Below are 17,707 nucleotides of genomic sequence, written 5' to 3'. Positions count from 1 at the left end.
GCCGCTTTGGTGTTGACCCCGCCCGCATTGGTCATTTGACTGGGCGCTCTGCACCCGGTGATCTTTCGCCGGGGTGAAATACCTGACGACGAGAACGACAAGTATGTGTCCAGCGCCCATTCCCGATCACGGCCAACGCGGTTTCATCATTCCCATCGGCGGGGGCGAAGATCGCGAAAAGGACATGCACATTCACCGCCGGTTCGTTGACATGTCCGGCGGCAAGGATGCCGATATCGTGGTGATCCCGACGGCGTCGCAGCTGGACGCGACCGGCCCCGATTACAACCGTATCTTCACCGAACTGGGCGCGGGCAAGGTCGAATTCCTGCCGATCGCGCGCCGGGCCGACTGCGACAATCCGCAATTCGCGGAGATGATCGACCGCGCCACGGGGATTTTCATGACCGGCGGCAATCAACTGCGCCTCTCGACCATCATCGGTGGCACGCTCGTGGCGCAGAAAATCCGGCGGCGCAATGCGGCGGGCGTCCCGGTCGCGGGAACATCGGCGGGCGCGTCGATCATGTCGGAACATATGGTCGCGGGCGGTCCCGGCAACAGCGCCCCGGCAGAGGGCAATATCAGCCTCGCGCCCGGCATGGGCCTCACGAACGCCGTGATCATTGACCAGCATTTCACGCAGCGCAACCGCCTTGGGCGTCTGTTGACCGCGTCGTCCTATAATCCCTTCCTGATCGGCCTCGGGATTGACGAGGACACCGCCGCCTTCATCGGGCCGGATAACGTCTTCGAAGTCGTCGGCAGCGGCACCGTCACCGTCGTCGATGCCAGTCAATTGACCCATTCGTCCATGTGGGAGGCATCCGAGGGTCAGGCGATCAGCCTTCTGGGCCTGCGCATTGACGTTCTGGGCGAGGGATGTCGTTATGATCTGAACGCGCGTCAGGCCTATCCGCCCGACAAACACGCACATTTCTGCAGCCTGCCTGTCTCCGCCGGGGGTGGAGGGTAAATCACGCAGGGACTGCCAATAAGAACATAAAAGGGAGCTAATCATGAAAATCGTTTCGACCAACGTCTTTGTGGGGCCCAATGTCTGGGCCGGGTTTCCGGTCATTCGCCATGTTGTCGATCTGGGCGTGCTGGAGGAGTGGCCCTCGGCGCGGATCGGGCCGGAATTCATCGACGGCTTGGTTGCGGCTCTGCCGGGATTGGACGAACATGGTTGCTCCTACCGGGAACCGGGTGGCTTCATCCGGCGTCTGCGCGAGGATGAAGGCACCTGGATGGGCCACGTCATGGAACATTGCGCGCTGGAGATCCAAGGCGTAGCGGGGACCGACGTGACCTTTGGCCGGACCCGTGGCACAGGCGAGCCGGGACACTACAACATGGTCTATCAGTACCGGCAGCGCGATGTCGGGCTGGCGGCGGGGAAACTGGCGCTGCGGCTTCTGATGCACCTCTTGCCGGACAGTCTGAAGGCGCAGGTGGACTATGAGTTCGCCCCGGAATTCGACTGGGAAGAGGAGTTGCGCAGTTTCGTGTTGCGGGCGCAGCGCAAGGAATTCGGCCCCTCCACCGGATCGCTGGTCAAGGCCGCCGAAGAGCGCGATATCCCCTGGCTTCGGCTCAATGACTACTCGCTGGTCCAGTTCGGCCACGGCAAGTACCAACAGCGCATTCAGGCGACCATCACGTCGCAGACACGCCATATCGCGGTGGAGATCTCCTGCGACAAGGAGGACACGCATAACCTCCTGAACGATCTCGGCCTGCCTGTGCCGCAGCAGCGCATGGTCTACAATCCCCGCGAGGCCGTGCGCGCGGCGCAGCGGATCGGGTATCCGGTGGTGGTCAAACCGCTCGACGCCAATCACGGGCGCGGCGTGTCGATCAACCTCACCGAAGACAACCAGGTCGAAACCGGCTTTGCCGAGGCCAAGGAACATTCCAAAAGCCGCGCGATCCTGGTGGAGAGCTTCATCACCGGGTTCGACCACCGGATGCTGGTGGTGAACAACAAGCTCGTGGCCGTCGCTAAGCGTGTCCCGGGCCATGTGGTGGGGGATGGTAAACAGACGATCACGCAGCTGATCGACCAGGTAAACAGCGATCCGCGCCGCGGCATCGGCCATGAAAAGGTCCTGACTAATCTGGAACTGGATAACCAGGCCAAACGCCTGATGGAAGATGCCGGTGTTACCGAAGATACCGTGCTGGACGATGGGCAAATCCTCTACCTACGCTCGACCGCGAACCTCTCGACCGGCGGCACGGCCATCGACATGACCGACGTGGTCCACCCCGACAACCGCGACATGGCGGAACGCGCAATCATGGCCGTGGGCCTTGACGTGGGCGGGGTCGATTTCCTGATCGACGACATCACGCGCTCCTACAAGGATATTGGCGGCGCGATAGTCGAGGTGAACGCCGCGCCGGGGTTCCGGATGCACGTCGCGCCCTCTGAGGGGACGCCGCGCGATGTCTCGGGTGCGGTGATGGACATGCTGTTCCCGGTGGGGTCGGAAAAGCGCATCCCGATTGCGGCGATCACCGGCACCAACGGCAAGACCACCACATCGCGCATGCTGGGCCACATCATGAAGACCAGCGGCAAGATCGTCGGCATGACTTCGACCGACGGGGTCTATGTCGATGGCAAACTGAGCGTGAAGGGCGACATGACCGGTCCGACCTCGGCGCAGATCGTGCTGCGTGACCCGTCGGTCGATTTCGCGGTGATGGAGACCGCGCGCGGTGGTCTGGTGCGCAGCGGCCTCGGGTATCAACGCTCGAACGTGGCGGCCTGCCTGAACGTGTCCGCCGATCACTTGGGCTTGCGCGGCATCAACACGGTCGAGGAACTCGCCGTGGTCAAACGGGTCGTGGTCGAATCCGCCCGCGATACGGTGGTGCTCAATGCCGACGACATCAACTGCCTGCGCATGGCGGACTACGCCAATGCCGATGCGATCTGCTACGTGACGATGAACTCGAACCATGCCCTGGTCAAAGAACATATCCAGGCAGGTGGCATGGCGGTCGTGCTGGAAAAGGCGATGAATGGCGAGATGATCACCATCTATCACAATGGTACGCATATGCCCGTCCTTTGGTCGCACCTGGTGCCGGCAACGCTGGAGGGCAAGGCGCTTTACAACGTGCAGAATGCGATGTTCGCCACGGCCATGGCCTTCTGCTTCGATGTTGATCTCGACAATATCCGCCACGGGCTCCGGACCTTTGACACCAGCTATTTCCAGGCGCCGGGGCGGACCAACGTGTTCGACGAACATCCCTTCAAGGTCATTCTCGACTATGCCCATAACCCGGCCGCGATTGCCGCGATTGCCGACCTGTCGGACCGGCTGGACGTGGCGGGCAAGCGCATCGTCGTCATGTCCATGCCCGGCGACCGGCGCGATCAGGACGTGGCCGATGCGGCCGAGAAACTGGCTGGGCATTTCAACCATTACATCTGCAAGGCCGATGATAACCGCCGGGGCAGGGGCCATGATGAGATCCCGCAGATGCTGCGCGAGGGTCTGAAGCGGCATGGTGTCGAAGATGCCGCGGTCTCGGTCATCCCCGACGAGGTCGAAGCGGTCGATCACGGGCTCAACATGGCCGAAGATGGCGATCTTCTGGTCATTCTGGGGGATGACAGCGCGCGGTGCTGGAAACAGGTGATCTACTTCCAGTCGGAAGAAGGCGAAGCCCCCGCGCCGACACCCACTCCGACCGCGCCGCCGGTCGTGTCCCCGCAGGAGGATTTTCTTGGCGGCGATGAAGAGTTGATCCGTGATGAGCGCGGAGTGCGGCTTGCGCGCAACACCGATGAGGATGGGGATTGAGGGGGCAGTCCGATGACCGACATGCACGACATGCCCGACATCGAAGACGCCCTGAGCATTGAATGCGCGTCAAGCGACCGCCTCCGCCTCGAAGACAGCCGCCGCCTGACCGGGCCCGGGGTTATGTGGGATCACCCCGGCGCCATCCTCGAGGTGCATCACAAGGGGTTTGATCCGGACCGCATCGCCGAACTGTGGCGGAAGCAGGCGCGCCGCGTGCTGGACGCCATCGGCTGGCAGCAAGAGCAGATCACAGACCGGGCCTTTGAAGACGGCCTCAACCTAGCGATTTCCGCCCCGATGGATCAGCTCTATTCCGCGATCTTTGCCGCCGAGACCGCATGGCACTTCATCGCGGCGGAGTTGCTCGGCGCGCCGGCGGGTGATTTCGACCGCATGATCGCGGATCTGCGCGATGTCATGGCGCGCGAAGCCAATCCCGCGCTGCTCCGCCTGATCGAGGCTGGTGTGGCGCATGGCGTCGACGTGCTTTGCGATGATGACGAGGTTTCCGTGGGGCATGGCGCCGGGTCGCGCACCTGGCCGATTGCCGAAATCCCTGATCCCGAGGCGGTCGATTGGCCCGCCCATTACAACGTGCCGATTGCCCTCATCACTGGCACCAACGGCAAGACCACCACAACCCGTCTTTGTGCCGCGGTTGCCAAGGCGGCGGGGAAAGTTTCCGGGCTGACCTCGACCGATTTCGTGCGCGTGGGCGAGGACGTGCTTGACCGCGGGGATTATTCCGGCCCGGGCGGCGCACGGCTTCTTCTGCGGGACAAGCGGTTGGAGGTGGCCTATCTCGAAGTGGCCCGCGGCGGGATCCTGCGGCGGGGGCTGGCGACGCGCAAAGCGCGGGTCGCGGTCGTGACCAACGTGGCGGCCGATCACCTCGGGCAATATGGCGTCAACACGGTCGAGGAACTGGCCCGTGCAAAATTCGCGGTGCACCGTGCCCTGGCCGATGATGGGGCTTTGGTGTTGAACGCCGATGATGCCTATGTCCGGGCCGAAGCCGCACGAACCGAGGCGCCCATTTGGTGGTTCTCACTTGACCGGCAGAACCCGTTGCTTGATGCGGCACGCAAGGTCGGCATGCCCTGTGCCTGGGAAGAGGCGGGTGCGCTTGTTCTCTTCGACGGAAGCGTGGAACAGCACATTGCCGATGTGGTCGATGTTCCGATTACCGTGGACGGCGCTGCCCGGCACAACGTCCGCAATGCGCTTGCAGCTACACTCGTGTCTCACGCCATGGGCATCGCGGCCAGCGATATCGGCAAGGGTCTGACAGGGTTTCAAAGTGATCCGACCGACAACCCCGGCCGTTTCAACGAATTCGACGTGAACGGCGCTCGGGTCTTCGTCGACTTTGCGCATAACCCGCATTCCATTGCCGCGGTGGCAGAAACCGTCAGCGGTATCCGGGCCAAACGGCGTTTCGTATTGCTCAGCCATGCCGGCGACCGCTCGGATCAGGATATCCGCGATGTGACGGAAACCGCCCTTGGGCTGGTGCCGGATTACGTCGTTGCCGCCGAGTTGGAGGATTACCTTCGCGGGCGCGAGGCCGGGGAGGTGACCCGTTTGATCGTCGATACCTGCGCGGCAAAGGGAATGCCGGAGGAGCGCGTGATCAAGGCGAACTCCCCGGTGGAAGGTACTGAAAAAGTGATGGAAATCATCGAACCGGGTGACGTCGCGCTGTTGCTCATCCTGTCGGAACGCGAGGCCGTTTTTCGGGTTTTGCGCGGTGAAGATGGGTAGCGGATCGTTCTACTAAAAATTTAGTTTGCAAATCGCTGGATTCCTGACAACACTGAGTTGGTCGGGTTGTCCCGGCACAAAAATACATGGGAGGAGAAAAGATGCGTAGGTATCTGCTGGGCGCGGTTGCCGCGTCTGCCGTTATTGCGGCGTCAGGTGCAGCCAAGGCCGATGAAGCGGCGGCGCAGAAATGGATTGACCAGGAATTCCAGCCATCGGTTCTGTCGAAAGACGAGCAGATGGGCGAAATGCAATGGTTCATCAACGCGGCTGAGCCATATGCCGGGATGGAAATCAACGTCCTGTCCGAAGGCATTCCGACACATTCGTATGAATCCGACGTGCTTACCAAGGCGTTCGAGGAAATCACCGGGATCAAGGTCAACCACCAGATCCTGGGCGAGGGCGAAGTGGTCCAGGCCGTCCAGACGCAGATGCAGACCGGGCGGAACCTTTACGATGGCTATGTCAACGACAGTGATCTCATCGGCACCCATTCGCGCCTGCAACTGGCCTATAACCTGACCGATCAGATGGCAGGCGATTGGGCGGCGACCACATCGCCGACGCTGGACCTTGATGATTTCATGGGCAGCCAGTTCACCACCGGCCCTGATGGCAAGCTCTATCAACTGCCGGATCAGCAATTCGCCAACCTCTACTGGTTCCGCAAGGACTGGTTCGACCGCGAAGACCTGCAGGCGGCGTTCAAAGAGAAATACGGCTATGACCTCGGCGTACCGGTCAACTGGTCGGCCTATGAGGACATCGCCGAGTTCTTCACCAATGACGTGAAGGAAGTCGATGGCACGACAATCTATGGCCACATGGATTACGGCAAACGCGCGCCCGACCTCGGCTGGCGGATGACCGACGCATGGCTGTCCATGGCCGGTGCCGGCGACAAGGGCGAGCCGAACGGCATCCCTGTCGATGAATGGGGCATCCGTATGGAAGCGGGCACCTGCAACCCGGTGGGTGCAAGCGTTTCGCGCGGCGGGGCGGCCAATGGTCCTGCGGCGGTCTATGCGATCCGCAAATGGGACGAATGGCTCCGCAACTACGCACCGCCCGGTGCCGCCAGCTATGACTTCTACCAGTCGCTCCCGGCGCTGAGCCAGGGCAACGTGGCGCAGCAAATCTTCTGGTACACGGCTTTCACCGCCGACATGGTCAAGCCGCAATCCGAAGGCAACAACACCGTCGATGGTGACGGCAACCCGCTCTGGCGGATGGCGCCCAGCCCGCACGGACCTTACTGGGAAGAAGGTCAGAAGGTTGGATATCAGGATGTGGGGTCCTGGACCTTCTTGAAATCTACGCCGTCTGATCGCGCGCAGGCTGCGTGGCTCTATGCGCAGTTCGTGACCTCCAAGACCGTCGATGTGAAGAAATCCCATGTGGGTCTGACCTTCATCCGCGACAGCTCGGTCAATCACGAATCGTTCACCGAACGCGCGCCGAAACTCGGCGGTCTGGTCGAGTTCTATCGCTCGCCCGACCGGGTGGCATGGTCGCCCACCGGTGTGAACGTGCCGGATTATCCCAAGCTCGCGCAGATCTGGTGGCAGCAGATCGGTGACGTGAACTCGGGCGCCTTTACGCCGCAAGAGGCGATGGACCGTCTCGCCGAAGAGATGGACATCACCATGTCCCGGATGCAGGCGGCCGATGAGGGCGCCGAGGTCTACGGTGGCTGCGGTCCGCGTCTCAACGAAGAGAAGGACCCGGAATACTGGCTGTCGCAGCCGGGATCGCCAAAAGCCAAGCTCGACAACGAGAAGCCGCAAGGCCAGACCGTCAATTATGACGAGCTTGTTGCCCGCTGGGCCGCGCAATAAGCTGAGCTTCCTGTGAGGCGCCGCAGGGGTGTGGCGCTTTACTGGCCGGGGTCGCAAGGGCCCCGGCCATCCTGAATACGCCGAAAGGGTGATCGGCAAGGGCCAAGATGACCGTAGAATTAAGAAACATCACAAAAGAAGTCGCCGGACAGGTCCATATCAAACCCACGTCGATGGTGCTGGAAACCGGCCATTTCAACGTGCTTTTGGGGGAAACCGGGGCGGGCAAGACGTCGCTCATCAAGATGATGGCGGGGCTTGATCCGATCGCCGACGGGCAAATCCTGATGGACGGGCAGGATGTGACGCGCCTCAACACGCAGAAGCGCAATATCAGCCTCGTGCACCAGTTTTTCGTGAACTACCCGCATATGACAGTGTTCGATAACATAGCATCGCCGCTCAAGGTGGCAGGGATGCCGAAATCCGAGATCCAGGGGCGTGTGGAAGAGGCCGCCGACATTCTGCAATTGCGCCCGATGTTGAACCGCCGTCCGCATGAGCTTTCGGGCGGGCAGCAGCAGCGGACCGCCTTGGCCCGCGCCATTGCCAAGGAAAGCCGCGCGGTTTTTCTCGACGAGCCGCTGGCCAATCTCGACTACAAGCTGCGCGAGGAATTACGCGAACAACTGCCGGAGCTTTTCGCGGGCCGGGGGGCCGTGGTGGTCTATGCTACCTCCGAGCCCGAAGAAGCGTTGCTTCTAGGCGGCATGACCGGGTTGATGGATGACGGCCGCGTCGTGCAATTCGGCCCCACCGCCGAGATTTACCGCCAGCCGCAGTCGCTGATGGCCGCTCGGGTGTTTTCCGATCCACCGATCAACACCTCCAAAGTGCAAAAGAAGGGCAATCGGGTCCATATGGGCGACACGGTATCCTGGAAGGTGGGCGGGGCCGCGGCAGGTCTGGCCGATGGTGCCTACACGATTGCGGTACGGCCGCACCACGTCGCGCCCGTCAAATCGGCGCAATTCGACGTCGAACTGACGGGCAGGGTGCTTGTGACCGAACTCAGCGGGTCGGAAAGCAGCGCACATTTTCAGATGCAAACCGCCGATTGGGTGTCTCTGGCCCATGGGGTGCATCCCTTCGAGGTCGGCGAGGATCATGCGTTCTATCTTGATCCCGAGGCGTGTTTCTACTTTGCGCCGGATGGTCAGCTTGTGTCGCGGGGGGCGGATTGATGGCCAAGATCACGCTCTCGAAACTCCGGCACAGCTATTACCCGAACCCTTCGGCGCCAGAAGATTACGCGCTCAAGGAGATTGACCTCGATTGGTCTGATGGCGGCGCTTATGCGCTTTTGGGGCCGTCGGGATGCGGGAAATCGACGCTTTTGAACATCATCTCGGGGCTTCTGACACCGTCCGAAGGACGCATCCTATTTGATGACCGGGACGTCACCGACCTGCCGCCCAATCAGCGCAACATCGCACAGGTGTTCCAGTTCCCGGTGATCTACGACACGATGAGCGTTTTCGACAACCTGGCCTTTCCGCTCCGAAACCGGGGTGTGGAGGAGGCGACCGTGACGTCCCGGGTGCATGAGATCGCCGAGATGCTCGAAGTGACCGAGATGCTGACCACCCGCGCGGCGAACCTGTCGCCGGATAACAAGCAGAAGATCTCGATGGGCCGCGGATTGGTGCGCGATGACGTCAACGTGGTGATGTTCGATGAGCCCCTGACGGTGATTGACCCACACCTGAAATGGAAATTGCGAAGCAAACTCAAGGAACTACACCAGAAAGTTCGCGCTACAATGATCTATGTCACCCACGATCAGACAGAGGCCCTGACCTTTGCCGATCAGGTGGTCGTGATGCAGGAGGGCGAGATAGTGCAGATCGGCACACCGGTGGAACTCTTTGAGCGACCGACACACACCTTCGTGGGGCATTTCATCGGCTCGCCGGGGATGAATGTTCTGCCAGCGGAGATCCGTGACGGGGCGGCGTTTTTCGACGGTCACAAGGTCGATGTCGAAGGGGCCATCGCGCCGGGGGCCGCGGGTGTTGAGATCGGCATTCGCCCCGAATTCGTGCGTTTGAGCGATGCGGGACTGCCCGCGACCGTACGCAAGGTGGCCGATGTGGGCCGGCACAGCGTGATCGACGCGATGGTTGGTGACACGCTGGTCAAAGCGGTCAGCAGCGGGGCGGTACCGGGGCAGGGCGACGCAATACACCTGTCCTTCGCGCAGGAACACACCCGCGTCTATCGCGACGGTTGGCTGGCCACGGAAAGGGCGGGGGCATGAAGACGGAAAACCAGAAGGCATGGTTCTTTGTGCTGCCGGTGCTGCTGCTCGTGGCGTTCAACGCGCTCATTCCGATGATGACGGTGGTCAACTATTCGGTGCAGGAAACCTTTGGAAACAACGTGTTTTTCTTCGAAGGGCTGCGCTGGTTCGAGGAACTTCTGAACTCCGAGCGGTTCCACGCGGCACTTGGGCGACAGTTCCTCTTCACGGGCATCATCCTCGCGATCGAGGTGCCTTTGGGCATCATCATTGCGCTATCCATGCCGCGCCAGGGCATGTGGGTGCCGGTCTGCCTCGTCACCATGGCGCTGCCGATGTTGATCCCGTGGAACGTGGTGGGCGCAATGTGGAATATCTTTGCGCTGCCGGATATCGGGTTGCTTGGGTATCTCATGAACCACACCCTGGGCATCCCCTATGACATGACGCAAAACCCGCTCGCGGCCTGGGTCACGATCATCACGATGGATGTCTGGCATTGGACCTCGCTGGTGGTGCTGCTGAGCTATGCGGGGCTCGTGTCGATCCCCGACGCTTACTATCAGGCGGCCAAGATCGACGGGGCGAGTGCCTGGTCGGTCTTCCGTTATATTCAGCTTCCGAAGATGAAAACCGTCCTGACGATCGCGATCCTTCTGCGCTTCATGGACAGTTTCAACATCTATACCGAGCCTTTCGTGCTGACCGGCGGCGGCCCCGGCAACTCAACGACGCTACTGTCCATTGACCTGGTGAAGATCGCGCTTGGACAGTTCGATCTGGGCCCGGCGGCGGCGATGTCGCTCATATATTTCGCGATCACGCTGCTGGTCAGTTGGCTCTTCTACACGTTGATGACGAAGGATGACGCGAAATGATGGCAGCTTTCGGATATCGCGAGAACGTCGACATTGGGCGCAACCGGCGCGCCTGCGCCATGCCCGACCTCCCCCACGGGAGGGCATTTTGCAACAACCGTTTTGAAGGCTTCGCTTGCACGCCTTGGCACGGCGGTCCTGCCAGCTGTCACACCCTCCCGAGGTCGGGCATGGCGCAGGCGGCCTCTATTAAGGGTGACGGCCATGCGTAAGCGTTCACTCATCCCGATCGTCTACATCATCTTCCTGCTGCTGCCGATCTATTGGCTGGTGGCGATGAGCTTCAAGACGACCAATGAAATCCTCGCGGGCTTCTCGCTTTTTCCGCAGACCTTCACGCTGGACAATTACCGGGTGATCTTCACCGACCCGAGCTGGTATTGGGGATACATTAACTCGATCCTCTATGTGTCTATAAACACAGTGATTTCGATCACCGTGGCGCTGCCTGCCGCCTATGCGTTCAGCCGCTATCGCTTCCTCGGCGACAAGCAACTGTTCTTCTGGCTGCTGACCAACCGGATGGCACCCGCGGCGGTATTCGCGCTGCCGTTTTTCCAGCTCTACTCCGCCGTCGGCCTCTTTGACACCCATCTGGCGGTGGCGCTCGCCCACTGCCTATTCAACATCCCGCTGGCGGTCTGGATCCTCGAAGGGTTCATGGGCGGCGTGCCCAAGGAGCTTGACGAGACGGCCTATGTTGACGGCTACTCCTTCCCGCGCTTCTTCGTGTCGATCTTCCTGCCATCGATCAAGGCGGGCGTCGGCGTGGCGGCCTTCTTCTGCTTCATGTTCTCCTGGGTCGAACTTCTGCTGGCCAAGACGCTGACAGCAGTGGAGGCCAAACCGATTGCCGCCACCATGACCAAGACCGCCTCAAGCGCGGGCTATGAGTTGGGCCTCCTGGCCGCCGCGGGGACGCTCACGATCATCCCCGGGGCCATCGTGATCTATTTCGTGCGCAACTACATCGCCAAGGGCTTTGCTTTAGGGAGGGTATGAAAAATGACGAAGATACGGATTTTGGCGTCGGAACACAAAGAAGAGTCTGGCGTTCACATCATCGAGACAGACAACCTTTGCGCTGCGTTTTCCGGAGAGGACGCGCAAGGTAAATATGTTCAAATCAGGCTCTTGGGGAGTGTGTCACAGAAACTTCACACGGATGATCCCGAGGCAATCCTGAAGAAGTTGGAGACCTGACAATGCTCTCCTGGATGGCATGGACATGGCCAACGGCGCTGGTTTTTATCGGTATTTTCAGCGCCATGGGGATCATCACGGTGCTTGAAATCCGTCGCCCGGGCGGGGATGAGCGCAGGGGCGTCCTTGGCCTTGTGACCACCCGCGGGGACCGGCTTTTCATCTCTCTCCTGGGGACGGTCTACATCTTTCTGGCCTGGCTTGGCCTTGTGGGCATGCCGCTCTGGGCGCCTTTGGGGCTTAGCATCGCCTGGGGTGTTTTCTGCTTCTGGAAGGTCTGAAGCCCAGAGTGGCATTTTCAGCGGAACCATCCTAGACTGCGCCGGTTGTGAGCAGTTTGGTAAATCGGAAAATCGAATGCGTCAGAAGAAAAAGAGTGAGTTTTTGACCGAGGTCGAACTGGAGTTCATGACCGAGCTTTGGGCGCTTGGCCAAGGCAGCGTCCGGGATGTGCTGGCGCGTCTGGCACCGGGGCGCAACCTTGCCTACACCTCGGCCGCAACGATTTTGCGCATACTCGAACAGAAGGGGTTCGTGACCAGCGAAAAGGTCAACAAATCCCTGATTTACAAACCCGCGCTTGCCCGCGAAGCCTATCAGTCGAAATCCCTGCGCAACCTGTCGGACAAGCTGTTCGACGGGACGCCTGCGTCGCTTGTGGCGCGGCTGGTTGATGATGACGGGCTGTCGGAAGATGCGCTGGAGGAGATACGGGCGCTCTTGGACAGGAGGTTGACCGATTATGACGGCTAACTCGATTTTCAATGCGTATATTGATGCAAATCTGGTTCTCTTGCTTGCGGCTCTTTTGTGGTTTGCGGCCCGCGTCCTTTTGAACCGAACCTCGTTCCGGCAGGCTGGCCTGATGCAGTTGCAGATGGTCTATGCGATCTGCCTTGCCGTGGCGCTGGCGCCGTTGGTCATTGCAGGTCATGCCGTGGTAACGCAGGCGGGACTTCTTGGCAGCGGGTATTCCCCGAGCCTTTCGGATTATGCGCTGGCGCAATTCCTAAACGGGCGGTTCCAGATGGCGCCCTCGGAATTCGAAGCCCTGTGGATGTCACGCACGGTCTTCACCCAACAGGTCACGACCCTCGGCTCCCCGCTCGGGATCATGGTGGCCGCGGTTCTGGCGACCGGTTTTTCCATCTACGCGGCGCGGCTCCTTCGGAATGCGTTGAAAGTCCGCTCGGTGATCCGGGGTGGGTTCCTGTGGCGCAGCTTGCGCGGCATCGACATTGTCCTTACCGACCGCGTGGATGTGCCGTTCTCGACCCGCGGGATGGGCCGGCGGTATATCGTTCTACCCTCCGGGCTGCTGTCGCAGGCCGATGACCTGCGCATCGCCATCGCTCACGAGCTACAGCATATGCGGCAAGGTGACCTTGGTTGGGAAATCGCGGTCGAGGTTTTGCGCCCCGTGTTTTTCTGGAACCCCGGTTTTGCTTATCTCAAGCGTGAGATCGAGGAGTTGCGCGAACTGGCCTGCGATCAGCAGGTGTTGACCCGGCGCCGGATCGGCCTCCAGGACTACTGCGATTGCCTGCTACGGGTCTGTGACAATGCCATGGGGCGCAACCGCCCGGCGCAGATCATCGTGCCGACGGTACCGCTGGTCCGGCCTGAAGGCGGGCGGCGGGCGGCGCGGTTCCTCAAGCGGCGGGTACTCTCGATGCTGACCCAGGCGCAGGCCGCACCATCGCGGCTGGTGACCGGGTTGATGATCCTACCCTTTGTGGCGGCGATCAGTTTCGGCTCGCTCGCCTCGCAAAGCAACAGCGCAGATTGGAGCCAGGATCGCCTGATGCTGTCGACAATCGTCAATCTTGAGCGGCTGGATCAACGGACATTGGCGACGCGCTACTGACCCAAGATCACTGCGGGGCAGGGTTCAGCACCGTCACGCCCACGGCCGCGGCGCGGGCCAGTTCCGGGTCTAGCGACATCGGGATGTATTCCCCCCGGCGCCAGAGCTGCGCCAGATCGTCATAGTGCCGTGACAGGAAATGCCCGGACTGCCCGGTCGCGGTGATGAACACGCTGCTGTCGGGATCGGCGAAGTCATAGACGCCGCGATACCCGGCTCCATGTACGTTCTGAAAAGGTTCGTCGCCACTGCCACGGGTGCGGCCCCGCAGGAGCGTGTTGTCGCCGCCCGAGGTGGATTGGCGGATATTCACGAAATACCGCAGCACCGGCACCTCGCCCAACACCGGATGGTCATGGGTTGCCTGGTGCGCATCCCCCCAACGCAGGCTTTCGAGGGCCGTGCCATAGCGTTCTCCTATCCAGATCAGGGCGTCATCAAGCGCCAGCCGCGCGATATCGGTGCAGGTTTCCACCGGCGAGGATTGTTTGACATCGCACCAGGCGGAGGCGCCGTCGATATCGCGGTAGACCCGTTCGATGAAGACCGGGTTGGGGTGGGCAAATTCATTGGCTAGTGGCCCAAGCTGATCGCGGATCAGCCGTTCCTGCAAGGCACGGAGCCACGCGGCATAGATGAGCGGTTCTGGCTGATGCTCGTTCATCTCGCCGTTCCAGTCCGACAGCAGTTGCAGCGCGCGCTGACGCTGGCGCTCCGGCGTGCCGTCGGGCGCGGATTCTCCGGTGAACCACAGATCTGCCCCGATCAGCGGCAGCAGGGACCGCGCGGTAAAGCTGACCGCATCCAGCTGCGCCTCGATGAAGCTGTCGCGGGTGTGCACCTCGCGGCTTTCCATCAGTTTCTTCCAGCGATGCACCCGCTGCGTGTCACCCCAGACAAAGCTTACATGAAGCGGAAAGGGGCGGTCGACGGTCTTGTTGTTGGTATTGCCCAGAAGCCCGCCCGCGGGAGCGATGAATTCGGGGTTGGCGGAATAGGGGCTGATCCCTTTCCAGCGGTTCTCGGCAATCCACCCGCGCGACGGCATCCGCCCTTGGCTCTCATGATCCGCGGAACGGCGGGGCATGGCGCCGATGGTCTTCATCGCGATCTTGGTCTGATCCACGAGGGTCAGGTTCTGCGACGGCGCGATATACCTCTCTCCGGCGGCAAGTGCCTCGTCTACCGTGTCGGCATACATCAGCTCAATCGCCGCGCTCATGGTCGTATCCTGCGGGCTGAGCGCGGTCCATGAAACCGCCGCCACATGGCCCGAGGGCGTCACCTGATCGAGGTTGTAATGCGAGCCGGGCAGGACAGGGCCATTCTCCGTCCAGCGGCGGGTGAGCGTGACCGGATCGGCATCCTTGATGCGGATGATCGAGCGTTGCGTGATGAAGGGCGTGAAGCCATCGGGGGTCAGGTATTCGCCGGGATTGTCGGGGTTCACCTTCTCGATGAACACATCCTGATCGTCGAGATAAGATGAGGTGATACCCCAGCCCAGATTGGCACTGCGTCCGGTCATCACCGTGGGCACGCCGGGGATGGTGCCGCCAATGACACCGCCAGAGGAAAGCTCGAGCCGTGCCAGGTACCAGATGCCCGGGGCGGTGAAGCCCAGATGCGGGTCATTGGCCAGAAGTGTGCCGCCGGAGGCGGAGCGCGCCGGCGCCGCGGCCCAGGCATTCGACGCTCCGGCAAAGGCGCGTTTGTTGAACGGCGACAGTGGATGTTTCGGCGCCTCGGCGCGCGCGGTCATCTGCGGCAGGGCGGTCCCGGGGAAGAGGCTTGCATATTCGGGCAGGGCGGCGATGCCGCTGCCGGGGGCCAAGGGCATGATATCCGCCAAACGGGCTTCGTCGTCCAGGGCGAGCGAGGTGCGCGCATAAAGCACTTCGTTTTCAAGATGCGCCGAAAGCTGCACCGAGAGGAGCTTGATGATCGCGATGGAATCCGCCGGTTGCCAGGGGGCAATCGGGTTGGAAAAAACAAACATCTCGGGCGCGCCCCGTCCAAGGGCCGCATCGTTGATGTCCTGAAGTCGGGCATTCACGCCCGCCGAATATGCCTTGAGCGCGGCAAGGGTGCGGGCATCCTGCACCTCGACCGATCGGATCGCCGCGCCATAGAGGTCAAACCGGCGCAACACCTTGTCTATGTTGATCGTGCGCGGGCCGAAAACTTCGGACAAACGGCCCTGCACCGTGCGGCGCAGCATCGTCATCTGCCACAGGCGGTCCTGCGCATGGGCGTAGCCGAGGCCAAAGAACACATCAGCGTCGTTTTCGGCAAAGATATGCGGCACATTGGCATTGTCATGTACGATCTCAACCGGCGCGGTGATGCCGGTGACCGAGATCGTTTTATCGTAATCAGGCAGTGACCGTGACAGCAGGAAATAGAGCCCGAAGACGGCGATCACCGCCAGGAGCACCATGCCCCCGGCGATCCGCAACAACCATTTAAAGACCTGAGCCATGCCTGCCCCGATTTCCCTTGCATCCACTAGCGGGGATAGTCAGAAATCCGAACCGAGACAATGGGGAGGAATGAGAAGATGGCAAAGCTGGCATTTCTGGGCCTTGGCGTGATGGGATATCCGATGGCCGGACACCTGCAGGCGGCAGGGCACGAGGTCTGTGTCTATAACCGCACCGCCACCAAGGCGCAGAAATGGGTGGAGGAACACGGTGGTACCATGGCCGAAACCCCGCGCGGCGCGGTGGAGGGGGCGGAGATCGTGATGGCCTGTGTCGGGAATGACGACGATCTGCGGTCGGTCTGCCTCGGCGACGAGAGCGCTTTTGCCGGGATGGGCGATGGCGCGATTTTTGTCGATCACACCACGGTTTCTGCCGTAGTCACGGCCGAGCTTTACGCGGTCGCCGCCGAACAGGGCCTCTCCTTTGTCGATGCGCCGATCTCGGGTGGGCAGGCGGGGGCCGAAAACGGCGTCCTGTCGATCATGTGCGGGGGCGATCAGGGCGCGTATGACACGGTGGAGCCGATCCTCTCGATCTATTCCAAGATCTGCCGCCGGATCGGCGAAAGCGGCGCAGGTCAGAAAACCAAGATGTGCAACCAGATTGCTATTGCGGGTCTGGTGCAGGGGTTGAGCGAGGCGCTGCATTTCGCCGAGAAGTCCGGGCTCGACGGTCGCGCTGTGGTCGAGGTCATCAGCCAGGGTGCCGCCGGAAGCTGGCAGATGGCAAACCGTTACGAGACGATGCTTGACGATGTCTTCGACCATGGCTTTGCGGTGGACTGGATGCGCAAGGACCTGGACATCTGTCTGTCTACGGCAAACGAAAACGGTGCATCCCTGCCGGTGACGGCACTGGTCGATCAATTCTACAAGGACGTGCAGAAAATGGGCGGCGGCCGTTGGGACACGTCGAGCCTCTTCAAACGGCTCCGCAAACTGGATTAATCGGCAAGCAGCGTCGCGGCCACCTCTTTCGCGTCGCGTGCGGCGGTGTCGTTGCGGGCCACATGGGCGGCCACGATGGCGCCCTCCTTCAGGAGCATCAGCTGCCGGGCGATCCGGTCCGGCTGCCTCAGGCCCGCGTCCCTCGCGAGGTCGCTGACATAGGTTTCGATCAACCGCTTGTGCTCCGCTGACTGTTGCCGGATCGGATGGTTTTCATCGGGGAATTCTGACGATGCCTTGATGAACATGCAGCCCTTGAAGTCCGGTGTCTTGAACCACTCGTCCAGGAAATCGAACAGGGCAAGGATCCGCGTTTTCGGATCGCTACCGGCCGCTTCCATCCGTGCAACCATCCGGTCCCGGAACAACTGATCGCGCAATTGCAATGCGGCCAGGATCAGATCCTCCTTGGTCCGGAAATGCTTGTACATCGACGTCTTGGAAATCCCCGTCTTGGCCACCAGCGTGTCCATTCCCGTGGCATGAAACCCGTTTTCGTAAAAGACGATCAGGGCCTTTTCGACAAGTTCGTCTCTCTTGGTCTGCCGCATGGTGGGGCCTCGGGGTCAATTGATGGTGCGCTCAAGCGTTAGCCGATTTGGCGGCACATTGCGAGGCAAAGGTTGACAGATCGGTAAACTTTCTTGATAAG

General features: G+C 61.2%; 14 protein-coding genes. 12 read left to right on the top strand and 2 right to left on the bottom strand.

What is annotated here, in order from left to right:
- The first annotated feature begins 103 nt into the window (after positions 1 to 103).
- The 11 genes from RBB29_RS14865 to RBB29_RS14815 all read left to right on the top strand — a co-directional run bounded on the left by RBB29_RS14865 (position 104) and on the right by RBB29_RS14815 (position 13,622).
- Positions 104 to 976 carry a cyanophycinase gene (locus tag RBB29_RS14865; RefSeq protein WP_306114462.1) on the top strand — a complete coding sequence of 291 codons (873 nt, stop codon included), beginning with the start codon at positions 104 to 106 and terminating at the stop codon, positions 974 to 976.
- Positions 977 to 1,019: 43 nt separating this feature from the next.
- Positions 1,020 to 3,824: a cyanophycin synthetase gene (gene cphA, locus RBB29_RS14860; RefSeq protein ID WP_306114461.1), complete on the top strand. Its 2,805-nt coding sequence runs from the start codon at positions 1,020 to 1,022 to the stop codon at positions 3,822 to 3,824.
- Between the two features lie 12 nt (positions 3,825 to 3,836).
- Complete coding sequence (locus RBB29_RS14855; protein ID WP_306114460.1) at positions 3,837 to 5,591, top strand: Mur ligase family protein; 1,755 nt, start codon at positions 3,837 to 3,839, stop codon at positions 5,589 to 5,591.
- A 101-nt stretch (positions 5,592 to 5,692) separates the two neighbouring features.
- The gene (locus RBB29_RS14850; RefSeq protein ID WP_306114459.1) at positions 5,693 to 7,432 is read left to right on the top strand and encodes an ABC transporter substrate-binding protein; all 1,740 of its coding nucleotides are present in this window, start codon (positions 5,693 to 5,695) and stop codon (positions 7,430 to 7,432) included.
- A gap of 107 nt (positions 7,433 to 7,539) precedes the next feature.
- Positions 7,540 to 8,616 carry an ABC transporter ATP-binding protein gene (locus RBB29_RS14845; protein WP_306114458.1) on the top strand — a complete coding sequence of 359 codons (1,077 nt, stop codon included), beginning with the start codon at positions 7,540 to 7,542 and terminating at the stop codon, positions 8,614 to 8,616.
- Positions 8,616 to 9,692 carry an ABC transporter ATP-binding protein gene (locus RBB29_RS14840; protein WP_306114457.1) on the top strand — a complete coding sequence of 359 codons (1,077 nt, stop codon included), beginning with the start codon at positions 8,616 to 8,618 and terminating at the stop codon, positions 9,690 to 9,692. The genes RBB29_RS14845 and RBB29_RS14840 overlap by 1 nt, the downstream gene beginning before the upstream one ends.
- Entirely contained in the window at positions 9,689 to 10,552 is an 864-nt protein-coding gene (locus RBB29_RS14835; protein ID WP_306114456.1) for a carbohydrate ABC transporter permease, read from the top strand. The genes RBB29_RS14840 and RBB29_RS14835 overlap by 4 nt, the downstream gene beginning before the upstream one ends.
- Positions 10,553 to 10,756: 204 nt before the next feature.
- Positions 10,757 to 11,554, top strand: coding sequence for a carbohydrate ABC transporter permease (locus tag RBB29_RS14830; protein WP_306114455.1), 798 nt, complete (start codon positions 10,757 to 10,759; stop codon positions 11,552 to 11,554).
- Between the two features lie 203 nt (positions 11,555 to 11,757).
- Positions 11,758 to 12,036, top strand: coding sequence for a DUF2160 domain-containing protein (locus RBB29_RS14825; protein ID WP_306114454.1), 279 nt, complete (start codon positions 11,758 to 11,760; stop codon positions 12,034 to 12,036).
- A gap of 76 nt (positions 12,037 to 12,112) precedes the next feature.
- A complete protein-coding gene (locus tag RBB29_RS14820; RefSeq protein WP_306114453.1) occupies positions 12,113 to 12,508 on the top strand; it encodes a BlaI/MecI/CopY family transcriptional regulator in 396 nt (131 codons plus the stop codon).
- Positions 12,498 to 13,622: a M56 family metallopeptidase gene (locus tag RBB29_RS14815; RefSeq protein WP_306121171.1), complete on the top strand. Its 1,125-nt coding sequence runs from the start codon at positions 12,498 to 12,500 to the stop codon at positions 13,620 to 13,622. Before RBB29_RS14820 ends, RBB29_RS14815 begins: the two co-directional genes overlap by 11 nt.
- A gap of 7 nt (positions 13,623 to 13,629) precedes the next feature.
- On the opposite strand, the gene RBB29_RS14810 is transcribed toward RBB29_RS14815, so the two are convergent.
- Positions 13,630 to 16,104, bottom strand: coding sequence for a penicillin acylase family protein (locus RBB29_RS14810; protein WP_306114451.1), 2,475 nt, complete (start codon positions 16,102 to 16,104; stop codon positions 13,630 to 13,632).
- Between the two features lie 60 nt (positions 16,105 to 16,164).
- Between RBB29_RS14810 and RBB29_RS14805 the strand changes: the two genes are divergently transcribed.
- Complete coding sequence (locus RBB29_RS14805; protein WP_306114450.1) at positions 16,165 to 17,055, top strand: NAD(P)-dependent oxidoreductase; 891 nt, start codon at positions 16,165 to 16,167, stop codon at positions 17,053 to 17,055.
- Here the strand turns inward: RBB29_RS14805 and RBB29_RS14800 are convergent.
- Complete coding sequence (locus RBB29_RS14800) at positions 17,052 to 17,606, bottom strand: TetR/AcrR family transcriptional regulator (RefSeq protein ID WP_306114449.1); 555 nt, start codon at positions 17,604 to 17,606, stop codon at positions 17,052 to 17,054. The two genes, RBB29_RS14805 and RBB29_RS14800, sit on opposite strands and share 4 nt — an antisense overlap.
- Positions 17,607 to 17,707: the final 101 nt, after the last annotated feature.

It is taken from the genome of Roseovarius sp. MMSF_3359 (genome assembly GCF_030733385.1).
In the GTDB taxonomy this organism is placed as follows: Bacteria; Pseudomonadota; Alphaproteobacteria; order Rhodobacterales; family Rhodobacteraceae; genus Roseovarius.
Note: the sequence above shows the minus strand (reverse complement) of the source record. Positions and strands in the feature narration are given on the sequence as shown.

Coding starts and splice junctions, on each gene's coding strand:
- RBB29_RS14865 (WP_306114462.1), top strand. CDS start 104: ATGTGTCCAGCGCCCATTCCCGATCACGGCCAACGCGGTTTCATCATT.
- cphA (WP_306114461.1), top strand. CDS start 1,020: ATGAAAATCGTTTCGACCAACGTCTTTGTGGGGCCCAATGTCTGGGCC.
- RBB29_RS14855 (WP_306114460.1), top strand. CDS start 3,837: ATGACCGACATGCACGACATGCCCGACATCGAAGACGCCCTGAGCATT.
- RBB29_RS14850 (WP_306114459.1), top strand. CDS start 5,693: ATGCGTAGGTATCTGCTGGGCGCGGTTGCCGCGTCTGCCGTTATTGCG.
- RBB29_RS14845 (WP_306114458.1), top strand. CDS start 7,540: ATGACCGTAGAATTAAGAAACATCACAAAAGAAGTCGCCGGACAGGTC.
- RBB29_RS14840 (WP_306114457.1), top strand. CDS start 8,616: ATGGCCAAGATCACGCTCTCGAAACTCCGGCACAGCTATTACCCGAAC.
- RBB29_RS14835 (WP_306114456.1), top strand. CDS start 9,689: ATGAAGACGGAAAACCAGAAGGCATGGTTCTTTGTGCTGCCGGTGCTG.
- RBB29_RS14830 (WP_306114455.1), top strand. CDS start 10,757: ATGCGTAAGCGTTCACTCATCCCGATCGTCTACATCATCTTCCTGCTG.
- RBB29_RS14825 (WP_306114454.1), top strand. CDS start 11,758: ATGCTCTCCTGGATGGCATGGACATGGCCAACGGCGCTGGTTTTTATC.
- RBB29_RS14820 (WP_306114453.1), top strand. CDS start 12,113: ATGCGTCAGAAGAAAAAGAGTGAGTTTTTGACCGAGGTCGAACTGGAG.
- RBB29_RS14815 (WP_306121171.1), top strand. CDS start 12,498: ATGACGGCTAACTCGATTTTCAATGCGTATATTGATGCAAATCTGGTT.
- RBB29_RS14810 (WP_306114451.1), bottom strand. CDS start 16,104: ATGGCTCAGGTCTTTAAATGGTTGTTGCGGATCGCCGGGGGCATGGTG.
- RBB29_RS14805 (WP_306114450.1), top strand. CDS start 16,165: ATGGGGAGGAATGAGAAGATGGCAAAGCTGGCATTTCTGGGCCTTGGC.
- RBB29_RS14800 (WP_306114449.1), bottom strand. CDS start 17,606: ATGCGGCAGACCAAGAGAGACGAACTTGTCGAAAAGGCCCTGATCGTC.